This window comes from Infirmifilum sp. (assembly GCF_049970975.1).
GTDB classification, from domain to species: Archaea; Thermoproteota; Thermoprotei; order Thermofilales; family Thermofilaceae; genus Thermofilum; species Thermofilum uzonense.
Map to the genome: position 1 here is coordinate 9,898 of NZ_JBMFLX010000017.1, position 16,576 is coordinate 26,473.

The 16,576-nt window shown below is 47.3% G+C and carries 15 protein-coding genes; 8 read left to right on the forward strand and 7 right to left on the reverse strand.

From position 1 onward, the window contains the following. Positions 1-16: 16 nt before the first annotated feature. Positions 17-469, forward strand: coding sequence for a metal-dependent transcriptional regulator (locus ACP5KC_RS04385; protein ID WP_424738313.1), 453 nt, complete (start codon positions 17-19; stop codon positions 467-469). A 53-nt stretch (positions 470-522) separates the two neighbouring features. Further along, a complete protein-coding gene (locus tag ACP5KC_RS04390) occupies positions 523-2,517 on the forward strand; it encodes a hypothetical protein (protein ID WP_424740838.1) in 1,995 nt (664 codons plus the stop codon). Here the strand turns inward: ACP5KC_RS04390 and ACP5KC_RS04395 are convergent. Then, complete coding sequence (locus ACP5KC_RS04395) at positions 2,510-3,700, reverse strand: galactokinase (protein WP_428286875.1); 1,191 nt, start codon at positions 3,698-3,700, stop codon at positions 2,510-2,512. The two genes, ACP5KC_RS04390 and ACP5KC_RS04395, sit on opposite strands and share 8 nt — an antisense overlap. A 35-nt stretch (positions 3,701-3,735) precedes the next feature. On the opposite strand from ACP5KC_RS04395, the gene galT reads away from it, so the two are divergent. Beyond that, positions 3,736-4,752: a galactose-1-phosphate uridylyltransferase gene (galT, locus tag ACP5KC_RS04400; RefSeq protein WP_428286876.1), complete on the forward strand. Its 1,017-nt coding sequence runs from the start codon at positions 3,736-3,738 to the stop codon at positions 4,750-4,752. Between the two features lie 51 nt (positions 4,753-4,803). Next, complete coding sequence (locus ACP5KC_RS04405; protein WP_424738322.1) at positions 4,804-5,730, forward strand: helix-turn-helix transcriptional regulator; 927 nt, start codon at positions 4,804-4,806, stop codon at positions 5,728-5,730. 99 nt (positions 5,731-5,829) lie between these two features. Here ACP5KC_RS04405 and bgaS read toward each other — a convergent pair whose 3' ends face one another. Together bgaS and ACP5KC_RS04415 are read right to left on the reverse strand one after the other, a co-directional pair. Continuing rightward, on the reverse strand, positions 5,830-7,383 hold the full coding sequence (gene bgaS / locus ACP5KC_RS04410; RefSeq protein ID WP_428286877.1) for a beta-galactosidase BgaS: 1,554 nt from the start codon (positions 7,381-7,383) through the stop codon (positions 5,830-5,832). Between the two features lies 1 nt (position 7,384). Further along, positions 7,385-8,662 (reverse strand): spinster family MFS transporter, encoded by a 1,278-nt coding sequence (locus ACP5KC_RS04415; RefSeq protein ID WP_428286878.1) that lies wholly within the window; start codon positions 8,660-8,662, stop codon positions 7,385-7,387. 167 nt (positions 8,663-8,829) lie between these two features. Here ACP5KC_RS04415 and ACP5KC_RS04420 point away from each other — a divergent pair, with 167 nt between their 5' ends. Together ACP5KC_RS04420 and ACP5KC_RS04425 are read left to right on the forward strand one after the other, a co-directional pair. After that, the gene (locus ACP5KC_RS04420) at positions 8,830-10,293 is read left to right on the forward strand and encodes a DUF2139 domain-containing protein (RefSeq protein WP_052884079.1); all 1,464 of its coding nucleotides are present in this window, start codon (positions 8,830-8,832) and stop codon (positions 10,291-10,293) included. Positions 10,294-10,368: 75 nt separating this feature from the next. Then, positions 10,369-11,400, forward strand: coding sequence for a hypothetical protein (locus ACP5KC_RS04425; protein WP_052884080.1), 1,032 nt, complete (start codon positions 10,369-10,371; stop codon positions 11,398-11,400). Here the strand turns inward: ACP5KC_RS04425 and ACP5KC_RS04430 are convergent. The 3 genes from ACP5KC_RS04430 to ACP5KC_RS04440 are packed head-to-tail and all read right to left on the reverse strand — an operon-like array spanning position 11,366 to position 14,634. Next, positions 11,366-13,018 carry an ABC transporter ATP-binding protein gene (locus tag ACP5KC_RS04430; protein ID WP_273433643.1) on the reverse strand — a complete coding sequence of 551 codons (1,653 nt, stop codon included), beginning with the start codon at positions 13,016-13,018 and terminating at the stop codon, positions 11,366-11,368. The two genes, ACP5KC_RS04425 and ACP5KC_RS04430, sit on opposite strands and share 35 nt — an antisense overlap. Continuing rightward, complete coding sequence (locus ACP5KC_RS04435) at positions 13,006-13,836, reverse strand: energy-coupling factor transporter transmembrane component T family protein (protein WP_052884082.1); 831 nt, start codon at positions 13,834-13,836, stop codon at positions 13,006-13,008. The genes ACP5KC_RS04430 and ACP5KC_RS04435 overlap by 13 nt, the downstream gene beginning before the upstream one ends. Before the next feature lie 3 nt (positions 13,837-13,839). Continuing rightward, on the reverse strand, positions 13,840-14,634 hold the full coding sequence (locus ACP5KC_RS04440) for a hypothetical protein (RefSeq protein ID WP_052884083.1): 795 nt from the start codon (positions 14,632-14,634) through the stop codon (positions 13,840-13,842). A gap of 85 nt (positions 14,635-14,719) precedes the next feature. Between ACP5KC_RS04440 and ACP5KC_RS04445 the strand changes: the two genes are divergently transcribed. Both ACP5KC_RS04445 and ACP5KC_RS04450 read left to right on the forward strand, forming a co-directional pair. After that, positions 14,720-15,448 carry a phosphoribosyltransferase family protein gene (locus ACP5KC_RS04445; protein WP_052884084.1) on the forward strand — a complete coding sequence of 243 codons (729 nt, stop codon included), beginning with the start codon at positions 14,720-14,722 and terminating at the stop codon, positions 15,446-15,448. Between the two features lie 42 nt (positions 15,449-15,490). Continuing rightward, positions 15,491-16,186, forward strand: a complete 696-nt coding sequence (locus tag ACP5KC_RS04450; protein ID WP_428286879.1) for an HAD family hydrolase — start codon at positions 15,491-15,493, stop codon at positions 16,184-16,186. 15 nt (positions 16,187-16,201) lie between these two features. On the opposite strand, the gene ACP5KC_RS04455 is transcribed toward ACP5KC_RS04450, so the two are convergent. Further along, positions 16,202-16,576, reverse strand: a 375-nt coding sequence (locus ACP5KC_RS04455) for a PTS system mannose/fructose/sorbose family transporter subunit IID (RefSeq protein WP_428286880.1), incomplete at its 5' end; no start/stop codon positions are given.

Below are 16,576 nucleotides of genomic sequence, written 5' to 3' on the forward strand. Positions count from 1 at the left end.
TAAAAAATAGGTTTACATGAAACTTAAGATCACTCCCCGAAAAGAGGACTACCTCCGAGCAATCTACAGGATTACAAAGGAGAAAGGCTTTGCTCGAGTGAGAGATATCGCTAAAGAACTTGAGAAAAAGCCCTCAAGCGTGGTCGAGATGGTTCGCAAACTACAGGCAGAGGGTTATGTCAATTATGAGAAATATGGAGGAGTGACTTTGACTCCCAAGGGGAAAGAGGTTGCCGAGATAATTGAAATGAGATACTACACGTTTCTCAAGCTACTCAGGTTAATACTCGTACCTGAAGACATTGCTTTAAAGGATGCTCATGTTCTTGAACACATGTTGGACCCTAAAACCACCTTGCAGTTTATAAGATTGGTTGAATTTCTTGAGACAAGATTCCAGAACTTTGAAGAGGAGTTCAGTGCTTACTGCAGGAGAAAAAGCCATGGCTTGGTTCATGGTACCCTTTAGTACGTATTAAAAGTTATAATAATTAATTTATCCGGATTACTGTTGTGACCTCTATGGGTCTAGGAGAATATTTAGAGTGCTGTGCAAAGCAGATAGGCAATAAAAGTTTTTCTCTAGAGGGAATCTTAGATTGCGCAAGGTTACATTGGGATAGTATCGCGGGAATCTTTACAAGTCTCTATGGTTCGAAAAGGGCTGAGGAGATTTACAGCGTCTTGAATCAAGGCTTAAAGTTGGGTGAAGTAGAAGAATCTCATGAGGTTTTCAAAGTTGTTTCAGAGCTACTTGAAGTTTTCCTGGGAAGCCTTGATATGACTCTAGCCAGCCCGATTTTAGTATCTAACCTTGAAATGATCCTCAATATTCTAGTGGAGAAGGGTATCATGCCAGAGGATAGGCGTCGTTTATGGGAGAGAATTCTCTTGGAGGTAAAGCTGAGGCTCGAGAAAAATGTTCTATGGGTTGAAGGCGGCTCAGCAACCCCTCTCATCGCCTTGAGTGACGAGGACCTGCCGTGGGCTCTGGGTTACCTTTGGCCGTATTTCCTGGATCAAGTGGAAGGTAAGGGTGTTCAGGGAGTCTTGAAGGAGGTTCAAAGTAGCATATATGAGGGTATAGCGGTAAGATTGAAGGGAACCCCTGGGTCGGGTAAACTAGCGTTAACATACCTTACGCTAAAGCACCTGATAACTGAGGGTTACCTTGTCTATGCAGGTGACCCGAACTATGCACAGTTGCTGAGCGGCGATAAGGTTGTCTTCTCGCCTAGGGGATATTACTTGTCACCTGCGGGAAACAAGGGGGACATTAAGGAAATTGACGTTTCAGGCCGCTTAACACTGGAAGAGCTCAAAGAAATAGCCCTAAGGATCGGAGCTTGGGATGGTGTTAAGATCTCCGAGTCTATGCTAGGGGCACTTGTTGAGCATTCAGGCGGGAATCCTGGATTCGTTGAGGCGGCTTTGCTTCATCTCGCGCTTTGCGAGATGAGCCAGAGGCGATGCGAGGTGCCCGATTCTATGGAAAAGTTAAAGGCGAAGTTGAGGGCTGATCTTCCTCCAGCACTCGTCGAAAAGCTCACTAACTTGTCTTTGATTTCCGCACGCTGCTTCCCAACCGGGCTCTTGGAAGTAGGTGAAGATGAGGAGGACTTCTTTAACCGTGTGTTTCTAAAATATGATCCCTTGGGGCTTTATTCATGGAGGAGTCTTGTATCTCGAGAAGCCTTTAGTAGGAAGATTGCCTTCCCGTATAATCCCTACGAGGTGGTCTTTTCATCGGAGTCGCCGTTCCACAGCGCATGGTCTCTTCTCTCCAGCTCTCCCAGGATCGGGAGCTATGTAGCCGCTAAAGCCTTAAGTGAGTTGTACGAGGAGCAGTCTTACCCGCTTCTAGAAGCTGTTGTTACGCTGTCTCCAGGTACGGTTGCGCGGCTCCTTAGGAGCTCTACTGTTTACCGTTTAAGGGTGCTTGTTGGAGTCGCAGAGAAAATGGGAAGCTTGGCATTGGCGGAGGAGCTCCTAAGCCTATCCACTAATATCCTTAAATCAATGGGGGGAGAGGTGCTTGCGGAAGAGCTGGAAGCTCTGACAGTGGAGCTGGCTGAGATTCAGGCTAAGAGATTGTTGCCAGAGCTTGCCCTGCGAACACTCAGCGGCTTCTCACCTAGAGATGAATCATTAAGGCTAAGATCTGAGTGGATAAGAGGTGCGTCGCTCTTAAACATAAGCGAGTACGAGAGAGCCTTTACTCACCTACAGGAAGCACTGAGGTTGTCCCAGGAGGGGAATTCGAGGCGTGAGACTTACTCAATTAGAATACTTATCGTTGACGCCTTGCTAGGAATGGGTAGGAGGGATGAGGCGGTCAAAGAGATTGAGAGCATCGTCAAGGAGCTTGTTAGGGCTGAGTGCACCTTAGTGGATCTCCTATTTGAGGCGGCTATCAGGGAAAAGCAACTAAAAGGTAAAAACAATTACGCAGTCTGCGCCTCCCTTACACGATGCGGGTATCCAGACCTCGCAGGTTCGTATGGATGTTTTAGCTGAGCCGGAAGTCAATTGAGGCGCCTCTATCGACTCTAACACTCCACCCCCTCTGAGCCCCTGCCCTGATTGCCTCCTCTAATATCTTGTGCTGCACGTTTGAATCTGGCTGTGTTAATCCAAGGAGGCTTCCCCCCAATCCCGCACCGCTTATCTTCACGCCTAGCGCCCCGGCTGCGAGCATGGCGCTTCTTATTTTTTCGAGCTCAGGGAGGCTTACATCGTATAGGTCTCTTAATAGCTCGTGCTGGTAATTTACCTCGTATGCTATAAGGTTTAGGTCGACACGTCCCGTCTTCAAGCTTTCCACTACTCGCATTGTCGATTGGTGCATTAGGAGAGTAAAGGTAACTCTCTTAGCAAGCTTTTCAGGTAGCCTGCTGAGATAGCCTTCTAATTCATCAAAACTCAATTGATCCCACAACGTTTCATCGAGGCTCGGCTTGATCTTCGCTTTAACGTCAGGTGGAATATCGTCCATAGAGTACAGAGTACGTAAAGCCTCGTTGAGCTCAGCCTGCCTCTTTGGATGAATATCAGCAACGCTGTGTCTGATCCCGGAATCTGCTATGATTAAGTTCAGCTTTCCTATCTCGAGTTTCTCTACACGTACTGGAGGTTTGGGGTATAATAGTATCGCTCCTCCCAGGGAGGACGCATACTGGTCCAGCCTACCGCAGGGGATACCGGCGACTCTGTTTTCGGCCAGAAAGGCAAGCTCGGCTACTTCTTCCGGTGATAGGCCAAGGTTGTAGTGGGCGTCTAAGGCCTTGAGGAAGGCTACTTCTAGGGCAGCACTGCTCGAGAGCCCAGAGCCTATTGGCACCTCGCTGTATATGACCGCTTTGAAGCCCCTTGTAAGCTTCAATCCCCTGTATTTTTCTAGGGCTATAACAACAGCCCTGAGATAGTTTCCCCACCAGCCTCGCACATGTAGCTCAGGGTTGGTTGCCGAGAAAACATCTTGAAACTCAGCTCCTTCCTTTTTCAGGTTCAAGCTTATTACCTGGAAGTTGTAGCTTTCTGATAAAACTGCCACGTATGTTCTCAAGTTTACCGCGACTGGAACTACAGGCAGGCCCTTGTAGTCCTGATGGGTGTTAAGGAAGTCAATGCGTCCAGGTGCAGAGGCTACGAGTAGAGGCGTCCGGTCCAGACTGGAAGAAAGCTCATACGGTATCTTCACAAGAAATAAAACGTCGTTCTGAAAATAAATCTCACGTGCGGGGGGAAACTTACAACGAGCTTCGATGGAATCCACTTATTGGTAGCTGGATCATAGTCTCTAGTAAAAGGGCTGTCAGGCCCTGGAGGCAAGTCGAGAAGTGCCCTTTTTGCCCTGGGTCCGAGGAAACGGGGGTCGGCTGGGATGTCCTCGTGCTAGACAATAGATTTCCGGCTCTCAGGGTTGATGCGGTAGCCTCTCGAGGAAGCAGGGGATTGTACAAGGTTGAAAGGGCATATGGTTATTCGAAAGTAGTTGTAGAGACACCAGATCACGAAGGTGACCTAGACACGATACCCTTCGTGAACCTCATAAAATACCTGAGAGTAATCGCAGATCTTACAGAGAAGCATTGTGGTGATCCAAAAATAGAGTATGTTTTGCCATTCAGGAACAAAGGGGAAGTCATAGGCGTGTCTCTCACTCACCCCCATTCACAGGTATACGTTTTGCCCTTTATACCGCCACGGGTAAAGAGGGAGTTATCAATGATTAAGGAGCATAGGGAAAAGACAGGTTCCTGTCTTCTATGCGATATCCTGGAGACTGAGGAATCAGATGGAGAGAGAATATTGTATTCAAATAGACACTTCACGGCTTTTCTCCCGTTTTTCGCTATGTGGCCTTACGAGGTACATATATACCCTCAAAGGCATGTCGGATCACTTCCTCAACTAGGGCTTGAGGAGCTCCAAAGCCTAGCTGACGCTATTAGAATGGTTGTCGGGGCATATAATCGGCTCTTTGGCTTCAGCCTCCCCTACATTATGGTTTTCCACCAGTCCCCCTGCCGCGACTCCGGCGAATTCCACTTCCACGTCGAATTCTACCCTGTTCACCGATCCCAGGATAAGTTAAAGTATCCCGCGGGTATAGAGTGGGGAGGGTGGATCTTCACGTATGACGGCTTGCCCGAGGAGAGGGCGGGAGAGCTGAGAAAAGCGTTTCAAAGAGCTCTAGTCGATTTCGAGACGAAGGGTTTAAAACCATTTGGAAAAGTCCCCGAGAAATGAGAAGGCTTATCGGACTACGCTTTTATATCTGAAGCTTTAATTGTGTGCATCGTGAACGTTAGATACGTGGTCTTAATCACCCTGGGGCTCCTAGTTATCCCTAACCTGGTTTTCGCTCAGCAAACAGGCGTAGTAAACGTCGAGATTTTTCCTACGGGAGGTGCCCATGTCGTCTATATTCTTCCAGTAAATGGGTCACTCATAGTTGATCTGAAACTGATTGGTCTTCCAGACCCTAACTTCCTGGTAATTGTCCAGAACGAGAAGGGTGAGCCACTACCATACTCGATAAATGACACTACTGGCTACATGACTATAATTACGTTAGGGTCGTCTCAGTTAAAAGTAGACTATTATACCTCATCTATAACCTCCAAAGTAGCAGGCAGATGGATCGTAAACTTTACATCTCCACTCCCAGTCATATTGAAGCTTCCCCCAAATGCAACACTCTCAGCGATTTACACCATTCCAGAAGGAATCTCCACTCAGGATGGAAGCATAGTCTTGTCCTTCAAACAAGGCCCAGTCCTTATAGGCTATGTTCAACCCCCTGTTAACGTCGTTGTACAAAAGCCTATAACGCCTCCTTCCAATCCCGCAATACCACCTGGGAGTAACACCAGTAGCACAACGAGTCCAGGAACTACACCACAATCGCCTTCGAGCCCCTCTCTGCCCTCTACAAGTCTTACAAGCCCTATAATCCTAGGCGCTATCACCCTAGCTACGGTCGCCGTATTGGTACTTTTCTTACTTCTGAGAAGGAGAGAGAGCGCTAAGGGCTTTTCAGAGGTTGACGCGCAGATAATTGAGCTATTAAGGAGTGCTGGTGGAGGACTTTTTCAATCTGAACTTGTCAACAAGCTTGGGCTACCCACTACGACTGTCTGGCGTCATATAAGGAAACTAGAGTCTAGCGGCATCGTGGTTGTGGAGAAGAGGTTTGGGAGAAACTACATCAGACTCGCCCGGTGAGTGAAAACTATTAGGTTTGAAGGGGTGGGCAAGCATCTCATTCATACGCTGGGGGAGTTAAAAATGAGATCCTATGTTTTATATAGCTTTATTTTTGCCTCACTGCCTAGACGGCTTTATGACTTTTAATGCCTCTTTTACATACTTATCTGGTACATATCCTTCCCTTATAATCTCCGCTAGAACATCCGCGCTAGGCCTCCTGATCCTCTTCTTAGACTCAAGGTCGACGGCGTAAAGGCCGAACTTCATCCTAAAGCCGTCGGCCCACTCGAAGTTATCTACAAGCGCCCAGTGCAGATACCCTTTCACAGTGTTTTTCTCCTGAATGTATTCTTCTAGGGTTTTGAGGTGTAAGGCTATAAAGTGTGGTCTAAGCCTGTCTTCGCGATCCGCGATACCGTTCTCAGTTACAATTATAGGTTTTCCATAACCGGCTGCGATGTCTAGAACCTCTGCTAAGCCCTCGGGGTAAATCTCCCAGCCGAAGTTGCTTGTAGGTCGACCGGCCATGCTATAGGAGTCTGGGACACACTCGTTTCCATAGCCTTTTACCATCTCTGGGAAGACTGGAATACCTAGGATGAAGGAGAGGGGGTTTCTTTTGCCGTGAACAACTTGCCTCGAGTAGTAGTTGACGCCTATCCAGTCTACCTTATCCTTATATGCCGCGTACATCTCGCTAGGTTCTTCCTTCATGTTCGTGTCCTTGTCAACCCATCCGCGCGTTACAGCGTTGAGGATCCACCTGTTGTGTAGATGGTCTGAGAAACGTGCAGCTGTTACGTCGAGATGACGCCTTGGGTCTAGAGGGTGGAAGGGTATCATGTTGTGAATTATTCCGACCTCAGCTGGGCTAGATGTTTCTGGATATGCTTTTGTCTTGTCTATGCTCTTTATGATCTTATAAGCCAAGACGTGGGCTTGAGCTATATTTACTAGGGTTTTCCGGTAACCGTCGAAGTTGAATAATCCAGGAGGGAACTTTCCGTTCTTGAAGAGAAAGCCAGCCTCAGCCACTACGCTGGGCTCGTTGAATGTTGACCATATGTCCACCAGGTCTCCGAACCTCCAAGCTGCGTAAGCTGCGAATTTTACAAACTCGATCGGAAAGCGTGGGTCTGCATAGCCCAGTGGTCCTCTTTTTAGGTTCGTGGCTCTAGCCTGGATAGGGTCATGGAGCCATATGGGTAGCGTGAAGTGTACAAGGTTTAAGATGACGAGGAATCCTTTCTCGCGTAGGTCCATTATCACCTCACGGTAATGCTGTACAGCTGACTTATCGGCCAGCTCGTCAAGCTTCGCCAGGTCTTCTTCGTCTAGACTTGCGTTTACTAGTAGAGACTCGTCTTTCTCGACGTGGATGTTGATGTTAAAGGTGGGTCTTGGGAATATCCTGCTCCACTCTAGATTTAAGCGGTAAGCATTCATGCCTAGAGACTTAGCGATATCGTGGTCTTCACGGAAACGATGCCAATAGTCTATCCCCTTTTCGGGCAGGTCTCCGCTCACGATTCCTCGCTTAATATTGGATTCGTCGTGAACCCAGACAAACCAGTCTGTGTTAGGGTCGATTGCTCTCCCTTCAGGGTCTCCCATCTCGAATTGGAAGCCTGCGAGTGAGACACCCCAAAGGAAGTTTTTCGGGAACAATTTAACCACCTTTTAATTCCATCTTTCTCTCTTGCATTAGGACTCTAAGCCTGTCTATATCCTTAGGTATTATTATCGTAAGCGCTAGGAAGAAGACGAAACAGAGCAGCCAGGTGGACACACTGACAAGGGTTATGGATTTTCCTAGAGATAATCCTTCCGCGAGTATCCCTGTAAGAGCTGGAGACACCGCGCTCCCAATATTTTCGAAAAACCTTAGGTAAGCCGTAGCACTGGATCTCAGCTCGGGCTCCGTAACATCTGTAACAGCCGCTACAACGTTAGGCCCGGCCATGGGGATTACGAAGGCTGTCAGGAGGCCAAAAAAGAGGAACTCATCGGTTGTAGGTGAGTTTATAGTTAGATAGATGAGGATGGCTGAGAATAGAACCACAACGGCGCCTAGCAGCGCTCTCCCTCTTTTCGTCCTTTTGAAGAGTCTATCGCCAAGGTATCCTGCTGTAATGTTGCCGAAAGTCATCGCTATGAGCCAGAGAACCATTACCAACATTACTAGTTCTGGTGTGAGTCCTCTCTCGAGCTCCATATAGGTTATTATCCAGAAGGTTATAGCGTTCCATGGGAATACACCCCAGAAGCCCTGCAGATAGAGCAAGAGCAACGACCTGTTTTTAAGGAGCTTCGGCAAATCTGAGGCCCTTGCCTTGTAGATATCCTCTTTCAGGAGTCCTTCAAGCTCTGGTTCAGAGCTCCCTCTAGGTACATCTTTTATGACAAGAATTGTCAGAACACCGATAAGGATGCCTATTGGCCCTGTTATGTAGAAAGCGTTTCGCCAGGAATATCCGGCGGATACTATCGTGAGAGCTAGGATTGTCCCCAATATAGAGCCGAGCGGGCCCGAAGCGTTAAGAATACCCATGGCTTTACCTCTCTGGTGGGGCTCGAAGTAATCTGAGACTAAGCTGTATATCCCGGGTGGAGCCGCATCATCTATGCCCGTCGCCATTCGCGTCGCGAAAAACTCGTTAAATGTCCTGCTAAGAGCATTAAATATTGTTGTGAATCCCCAAATCGCTGCAGCTAAGCCAGCAAGGATCTTCCTTGAATACCTATCATAGAGATACCCCCATAGAGGATATAACACCGCGGCTACTAGAACGGTCAAAGAGAATACAATTCCCAGCTGACCGTGAGATATTTTGAATTCTTCCTCAATATTCGGAGCGACAGCCGAAATTATGAAGCGATCCGCTTCGTGGAAGGTCAAAAAGATGGCGAAAAATGCAACGACGAACCATTTATATTTATTTTGCATACAAAATAAATCTTAGTTTGCACTTAATATATTTTTTTATTATACTGTTAACCCGAAAGGAATACTATGTGAGAATTTTCTCACCATCTAAATAAAGAGTGGGAGGCGGATCTTTGAATGAAAAGGAATAAGAATAGTTTAAAATAAACGCAGAATTCTTAGCACTTGTGAAAGAGATCCATACTTTCCCTCCTCGCTATGGGCCCGAGTGGGGAAGCGGGGGAGTCTTCGGCCTAAAATACTATAAAGACACATTATACTTCACCCTTGCTTTTGAGGCTGAGGCACACTTCGTCCAAGATGATGAGCATAAAATTTACCGTTTTGAGCAAGTGGGCTACCTGCCCACGAGTGGAGGTGACACCTACAACGCTGTGGATGTCGTGGACGACTCTATATTTTTCGGTGGATGGGTTCATGCTCCAGCCATATATGCGGGTCGGGTTGGTAGAGGAGGATTAATTCATTTTTACAATAAGTACAGCCACGTCCACGAGTATGTGATAAGTGAGGAAAGGGTTAAACTATTGTGGAAGGAGAGCATTAGACACGAATCAGAGTGGGCAGGAGAGATTTCCAACATCATTTACGACCCAGTGAATGACAGGCTTTTACTTTCTAGGTCGGATGGACACAAGAACCTGGGCGTATACGCTCTGCCGCGTAGAGGTGGAGCAGCCGAAAAAATAAGCGAGAACCCCTCTCTTAAGGGGGCTTTACTCGGAGATTATGCATGCTTCGATGTGATAAAAGATTGGAGGCGAGGCGTTGAGGCTGTACAGTGTCATGACCTTATATCAGGAAAGTGGGAGTTATTCGACATAGATTATTCTAAGATGAGTGTTGACGGTAGCCCAGCATTTTTCACTATGAGTGGACCCGCAATTTCAGCTTATGGGAGATACATGCACTTTGTTAGGGGAGGCGTCCTAGTGGGTAATCCCTTGAACTATGAGGGGCTGTCGTTCCTCAGACTCTTCGATTTCGGCCTCTCGGGTTATGGACCTCTTCGAACCTCAGCTGTGCCTTTTGCTGGCGGTATCCTCGTGGCCTTTAATGCGTTCACTCATGGAGTTCAATATCCTAGAAACAATGATGAAATGGAGGCAGCTAAGGCTATGAATACGATAGTCGGGCCAAGTGTTCTACTTTACATTACTCCGCCTATAGCTCGTATAGTGGGCGCGTTTGGAGCAAGAATCACATCCATTGAGAGCGCCGGGGGCAAGGTGTTTCTCGGAACCTCTACTACAGCGAATTATGGTGCGCTTGACGCCGGGCCCGTTGATGCAGGATGGAAAGAAGTTGTAGGTTTAGATCTAGCCGGGGCTTTGAACAGTGCACCTCCAGTGGTCTTCAGAGTTGACGGTTCAAGGATTCTCGATATGGCGTGGGGAGGTATACCGTTATATGGGTACAGGAATCCAAGAATTATAGTATCGACTAGCCGTGAAAACGAGTTGATTCTACGAGAGTATGACTTTAGTTTGTCACCCAGTAAGGCTGAGGAGGAAAGAATTAAACTTACGAAGGGTAGGAATATTATTGAGCTCGGAGCATATAAGGGGATTCTCTCCTTCCAACTTATAGAAGAAGACCCATCTCTTGTAGCTAAGATAGTGCTCGAATAATCTTCCCGTAAATTACCCTTGAATGGTTAAGCTTTTATCTCGGGTTTTTTGCCTAATGCGAATTGTAGGAGGTAAATGGAGGTAGCCAGCTTGGAGAAGATATCCGACAAGTTCGGCATTAAACTGTGCGAGAGAAAGATCGTTTTTGAGAGCGGCAAAGAAGGTGTTCTCGCTTCCATCGATCTACCTTTGAATGCTGAGGCTTTTGTTGTCCATACACCTGAGGGGTCCTCGGTTGCTAGTAAGCCCGAGATAGTGGGCAGGGAACTCGATAGCGCCATCATAGAGCCGGCACGCGTAACAGCCTCTTTTCTTAAGCAAAGACTCGAGGGTGTGGAGGATATCGTATTCCTACACGTTCTCAGAGGGTCTCAAGGGTATCGTCTTGATGTGGCTTTGCGTGAGGCTGGCTTTGAGATCAGGGAAGAGTTTGTGCGGGTGGTCTATGAGGGAACAGGGGAGAAGCATCTGGATTCAAGCCCACGCATTGGTAGAGTACTGTTCGGTGAGCTTTCAGGAAAAGAGAAAGTCCTGGTCGTCGCTGATACTGTGGCTACGGGGAGAACACTACTTGAGGCTCTCAGGGTATTACTCGATCTCGCCCAGTTTAAGGGAGTAGAGTTCAAACAGGCCATAGTATATGGATTCATCTCCGAGAACGGCGCAACAAAAGTTTCAGAGTTCCTGGAAAAGCGCGGAATTACCCCATTTTTAATCTCTATTGAAAACTTTTCAGCCCTCGCGTCTAACATGTTCGATATGCCCCTTTATGGTCCCGACGTGACGCGCGACAAAATCCAGGTTGATAAACTGATAGCTGGCTCTACGATTCCGCTTGCCCTGAAATCCATGCTTGAACACTATTTTCCAGGATTGGACCAGCCTGGCGATTGGAGCGAGAGACAGTGCCTCTTATTCAACGGAACATCTTATGAGCGCGGCAGGATAGAGAAGCATCTAGAAAACAGTATGAGCGCCCTTGAAAATCTGTATTCAGCGATAAAGGCTGTAGACTGGTTTGAAAACTGGATGGGTCGAGTCTACCAGGAGAGGAAGAAGGGTCTCAGAAAAGCTATGAGAAAGGATTACTGTGCTCCCGAGCTTTAGCTAGGATCTTGCAAACCTGTACTTCTACTGGCTGGCGCAGGTGTGCCTTGTAGACTATATCATCCTCCTCCAGGATAAGTCTAGGAGAACCGTCAGCTATTATCCTGCCGTCTACCATTACTAATAGACGGTCCGCGTACTTGTAAGCCAGCCCTACGCTATGAGTGACAACTAGCACAGTCTTGCCTTTATCGACTAGCGACCTAAAAATAGACATGAGCTGCTCGCCGAGTCTTCTATCCTGCCCGGTCGTGGGCTCATCGACTACTAGAACCTTCGGGTTAAGGGCATATACACTTGCTATGGCGAGTCTTCGTTTTTCCCCTTTGCTCAGAAAGAACGGATGTTCTTCCTCCAGCCCTTTAAGGTTGAAAAGCTTGAGGGCTTCCTCAACCTTCTCAGCGTATAACCTTTCGGGGACTCCCCTAAGCCTCCATCCGAAGGCTACCTCATCCCAGACAGTCTGATTAAAGATCTGATGCTGTGGATTTTGATATATGTAGGCTATAATGCTGGATAGCTCTTCCCGCGTATACTCACCTACCCCCCTCTTGTCGATTAGAACCTCGCCCTTAGAGGGTTTGAGAAGCCCAGCAACAAGCTTCGAGAGAGTTGTCTTACCGCTCCCGTTGGGACCCATGAGGAAAACTAACTCTCCTAGTCGTAACTCAAGATCCACACCCCTTATGACTGGTTTTTCAGGCTTGTATTCGAACCAAACATCTCGAATCGATACTATCACATCCCCTTTACGTCCTTCTATGACTCTAGGGTTGCACACGCCGTTAAACTTCACAGCGTTGGAGTACGCCTGTCTCAAGAGGTCGCCGGTGTCTCTAGCTTTGATGTTGAGCTGTCTCGCAAGTTGTATATAGTCGGGCGGGTAAGCCGCGTGTTTTAAAGCCGTCTCGCCTAACTCGTATACTTCACTGGGCTCTCCTTCTAGAACTATTCGTCCTTCATCCATAACCAGGAGCCTGTCCGCAAACTCTACTATGAGTTCTGGCTCGTGTTCAACCATTACGACTGTTGTCCTGTATTCATTTATCAGGCTTCTCAGGGCCGAGACAACTTCTTCCTTACCCTGGGGATCCAAGTCGGATGTGGGCTCGTCGAGTATTAGGAGTTTTGGTCTCCTGGCAACCGCCGCTGCGATGGCCACGCGTTGCTTCTCACCCCCAGATAGCTGTAGAGGTGACCTTGGGAGAAACGACTTGTCAAGGCCTACAAGGTTTAGCGACCATTCGATTCTCTCCTGTATCTCATGCTCATCTAACTGCAAGGGCTCCAAGCCCAGTAGTATTTCGTCCTCAACGTTACTCATCACGAACTGGATCTCTGGATCCTCAAATACGACGCCGACGTTCCTAGTTATCTCGGAAATCTGGGTTCTTGACGTATCGTAACCCAGGAGTAATACTTTACCTTGAAATTCTCCTGGAAGCCTCTGTGGAATGACCCCTATAAGTGTGAGAACGAGGGTGGTTTTTCCCGCACCACTAGGCCCTGTGATAGCGACGAATTCTCCCTCATCTACCCTCAGATTAATATTCTCTAAAATGGGTTTTTTGGACCCAGCGTATCGCCAGTAAACTTCTTTAGCTTCTAGAATCGCCATGTGAACCACCACGCAAGGAAAATTGTCAGGAATACCGTGAAAGCTAATACGAGGTAATCCTTTATTGTAAGCTTGCCTCTGTGTAGGCTTGCCGAGAAAGTAGTAGAGGGTTGTATCCCTCTAGACTCTAGTGCAAGGGATATCTCTAGACTTCTGGTTACCATAAGGGAGAGTAATGGTATCAAAGCGTTGAGGTAAATTCTGAATTTTCTTGCGAGACTTGATTTTTCAAAATCAACTCCGCGTGCAATCATAGCCTCCCGAACTATAAGGAAATCTGAGACGAAGAAACTAATACCCCTAAAGAATAGAGAGGCTGAGATGCTCACCCATGCAGGTAATTTTAGCCTTCTTAACCCCCACACTATGTCCCGGTCGGATACAGTTGCTATAAAAAGCGTTGCGGTGAAAATCATCGCGAGTATTCTAAGAATGAAGAAAGCCGTCTGCAGGAGAGCTGTGTCTGTAATCAGTATCTTCCACTCCCATACTCCTCGTTCAGCGTTAACGCGCAAGATTGTCGTGGAGTAGAGGGTGTTACCTGGAACCTCTTTAAAGAAAACGAAGGATAAGACGATAAAGAAAGATAAACTCAGAATTAGGAATAAGTAGTTTTTCAGGAACCTCAATGGGACGCCCGCCCATAATAGAAACACGAGAGCTGTGACAGCCAACAGGGTAGCTGTGGTAATGTCCTTGACGAAGAACACGTCAAGCGACAGAAAAAAAGGAACAATTATTCTAGTAACAGCGTCGAGTTCACTGTAACTTGTATGTCTTACATACACACCTGCGAGTTCCTCAAGTATTGTGGGCATGGGCTAGGCCCACCATCCTTCGACATATAGTCCAGTCCTTTTGAATATGGGTGTTAATGCTGTCAGGATTCCCGTGGATAGAACCGAGAGCACGATAAAGTCTCCTATAACCCAGCCTGTGAATATAGGCCAGAAGAGTTCGGCTGGTAGGGGCGGTGGAACATTATATAGAGTCAGGGTGGCCGCTCCCCATATACCAGAGGCTACCGAGGTGAGTATTATGCTGGCAATGTACACGCCCCATGTCTTCGCATCGCCTACCAGGAGGCCAAGCATTATTCCTATGACTGCAAGCCCCAGTCCAGTATACACGCTCGCCACATAGATAGAGGTAAACGGTTCTCCTAGGGATCCCAGTAAAACCTGTATTATTATTCCAAGGATAAGTATAATGAAGCCTGTTGAGACGAATACTGGGAACAATCTAGCCGCAGCTCCACGTTTAACCGTGAAGTCTGGATCAATGCGTAGGATTCTAAATAAGAGGGCTGGGATAAAGGCCTCTATAAAGTCTGCGAAAGCCCAGATGACCGACTGGTACAGCGTATAGCCGCTCGGGTATAGTCCGAGGAAAAGACAGCTTAGGTACCCCGCAAGTGCTCCCCAACCACCCATCCAAATCCCTAAGGGGACGTAAACCGAGCTTGCAACGTAGAGAGCGGAGACACCTGGGGCTCCTAGAACTGGGAAAATCAGCGATGAGAGCACGGCAAGCACATACGCCATTGCTGTGGCAAGGATGAAGGTAACGATGTGGGCCCATGTAACCCCTCTTTTAAAGGCTTTTCCCTGCGTCACAAGCTAGAGTTTTTTCATCTATTTATAAAATTTTCTTTATTTTAAAACATAAAATTTTTATACTATTATCTTATTCGTGATAACAATGTACTCGAAAAGAATCGAGGAAGCTACCACACAGGTCATATGTCACAAAGCCTTGAAGGCCGTTAGAGCACATATCCCCCCAAAGGAAATTCTCGAAGAACTGAATAGGGCAGGAATAGATGTGTCGCCGGTGGACCTAAGCAGGTATCTTGGCGGTCTTGTTTTACCTGCGCCAGATAAAGCGTTGCAGATATTGGAGGCGATCTATAAAACCGGGCTAGCTGAGAGAGTGCTCCGTGTAAGGGTTCATGTAGACTCTCATGGGGTCGTCAATGTCCCAGACATAGCCTTCGATACTCGAATATTGGAGCTGGCCTCCGCGGTTGCATTCCTGTTATTTAGGGGTAGAGTGGATTTAGTCGTTACTGCTGCAACGAACGGCATACCACTGGCTTCTACCATTGCATCCTTCCTGGGGGCCAGACTTGCTGTAGCTAGACGTGAAAGAGAGAGCCCTAGCATTAAATATATAACAACTGGATTGTTTCTGAGGGATCCTCCTAGTTATGTCCACCTCTACCTTCCCGCTGATTCTATTCGGCGGGGTGACAGAGTTCTCATAGCCGACGATCTTTTTAGCACAGGTAGGACACTAAAGGCACTGCTAAATATGGTCGAGGAGGCGCGCGGGAATCCTATTGGAGGGTTTGCCCTTATAGCTATGGGCAACGCTTGGAGAGAAGTAGCTCCGAGCGGGCTTGAGATCGTAACTCTTCTAAACGTATGAAAGCCCACACTATATATATCATACAACAAACTTCCTCAAGTGATGGGCAGTAAAGCACCTGTTTTTGTTGTAGACTATGATGGAACACTATCTCGTGAAAATACACCAGTCGAAGAGAAAGTACTTAACGCCATTCTTTCATTGAAGAATACTTATGGATTTAAACTTGTACTTGCGACGGCAAGGCCTTTTAGGGATATCGAGCAATTTGTAAATGCAGGGATTTTCGATGCTTTGATCCTTGAACTTGGAGGAGTTCTTCATTTCCCACCCTCAGATATCGTAGTCTTCAAGCCAAAGTGGTGGAATATGGTAATTGAAAAAATTGCTCTCAGAGTCCCACCGGTCAACAAAGGAGAGCTATTATATTATTTTGACGAGAATCATCTGCCACAGGCCCTCGAGGTTTTAAACATTATAAGTCCTACACACCCGGTAGAAGTTAAGAAGGTCGGCTCTAGAACTCATGTATTCGCCCCACAGGGACTCGACAAAGGAGTGGGGCTTACAAGGCTTTCAAGGTTTATAAGCTTGGAAAAAGCTGAGATTATAGCTATTGGGGACAGCATGTCAGATATGCCCCTATTCAAGGCTGCCGGGTTTAGGATAGCTGTTGCTAATGCTGAAGAACGTATAAAGGTTGAGGCCGACTATGTGACAAAAAGTCTCTATGGTGAGGGCGTAGTTGAGGGCATAGGATTCTTTCTGGAAAAAACATCAGGTAAAAAAGAAGAGTAGTTTAAAAGAATTGTTTTATCCGAGGATTCCAAGGATGGCTAGTATGAAGGCTACGAGGAAGAGCACTATCACCGCTTTGCCGTAGCTGTAGCCCTTGTTCTTGATTAGCCAGTACGTGAAGAGTGTGAAGAGTAGCGGTAGTAGTGAGGGCATAAGCTGGTCTAGGACTGGTTGCAGCTTTATGGCCTGCCCGTGGAACTGGGCTAGAACTATTGGCGTTGTGGCTCTCACGTAGGTTGCTGTAATCCCACCTATCACTGCCATAGCGAACGCCATTACGGCTTCGCGGAAGACCTTCAAAACGTCTCCCTTGAGGACTTCTGAGAGCGAGAGACCGTACTTGTAGCCGTACACTAGGGAGTAGTATTTGATAGCCCAGGAGACGGGAAT

Excerpts from the sequence above, each read along its gene's own strand:
- ACP5KC_RS04385 (WP_424738313.1), top strand. The coding sequence starts at position 17 with ATGAAACTTAAGATCACTCCCCGAAAAGAGGACTACCTCCGAGCAATC.
- ACP5KC_RS04390 (WP_424740838.1), top strand. The coding sequence starts at position 523 with ATGGGTCTAGGAGAATATTTAGAGTGCTGTGCAAAGCAGATAGGCAAT.
- ACP5KC_RS04415 (WP_428286878.1), bottom strand. The coding sequence starts at position 8,662 with ATGCAAAATAAATATAAATGGTTCGTCGTTGCATTTTTCGCCATCTTT.
- ACP5KC_RS04425 (WP_052884080.1), top strand. The coding sequence starts at position 10,369 with ATGGAGGTAGCCAGCTTGGAGAAGATATCCGACAAGTTCGGCATTAAA.
- ACP5KC_RS04430 (WP_273433643.1), bottom strand. The coding sequence starts at position 13,018 with ATGGCGATTCTAGAAGCTAAAGAAGTTTACTGGCGATACGCTGGGTCC.
- ACP5KC_RS04435 (WP_052884082.1), bottom strand. The coding sequence starts at position 13,836 with ATGCCCACAATACTTGAGGAACTCGCAGGTGTGTATGTAAGACATACA.
- ACP5KC_RS04445 (WP_052884084.1), top strand. The coding sequence starts at position 14,720 with ATGTACTCGAAAAGAATCGAGGAAGCTACCACACAGGTCATATGTCAC.
- ACP5KC_RS04450 (WP_428286879.1), top strand. The coding sequence starts at position 15,491 with ATGGGCAGTAAAGCACCTGTTTTTGTTGTAGACTATGATGGAACACTA.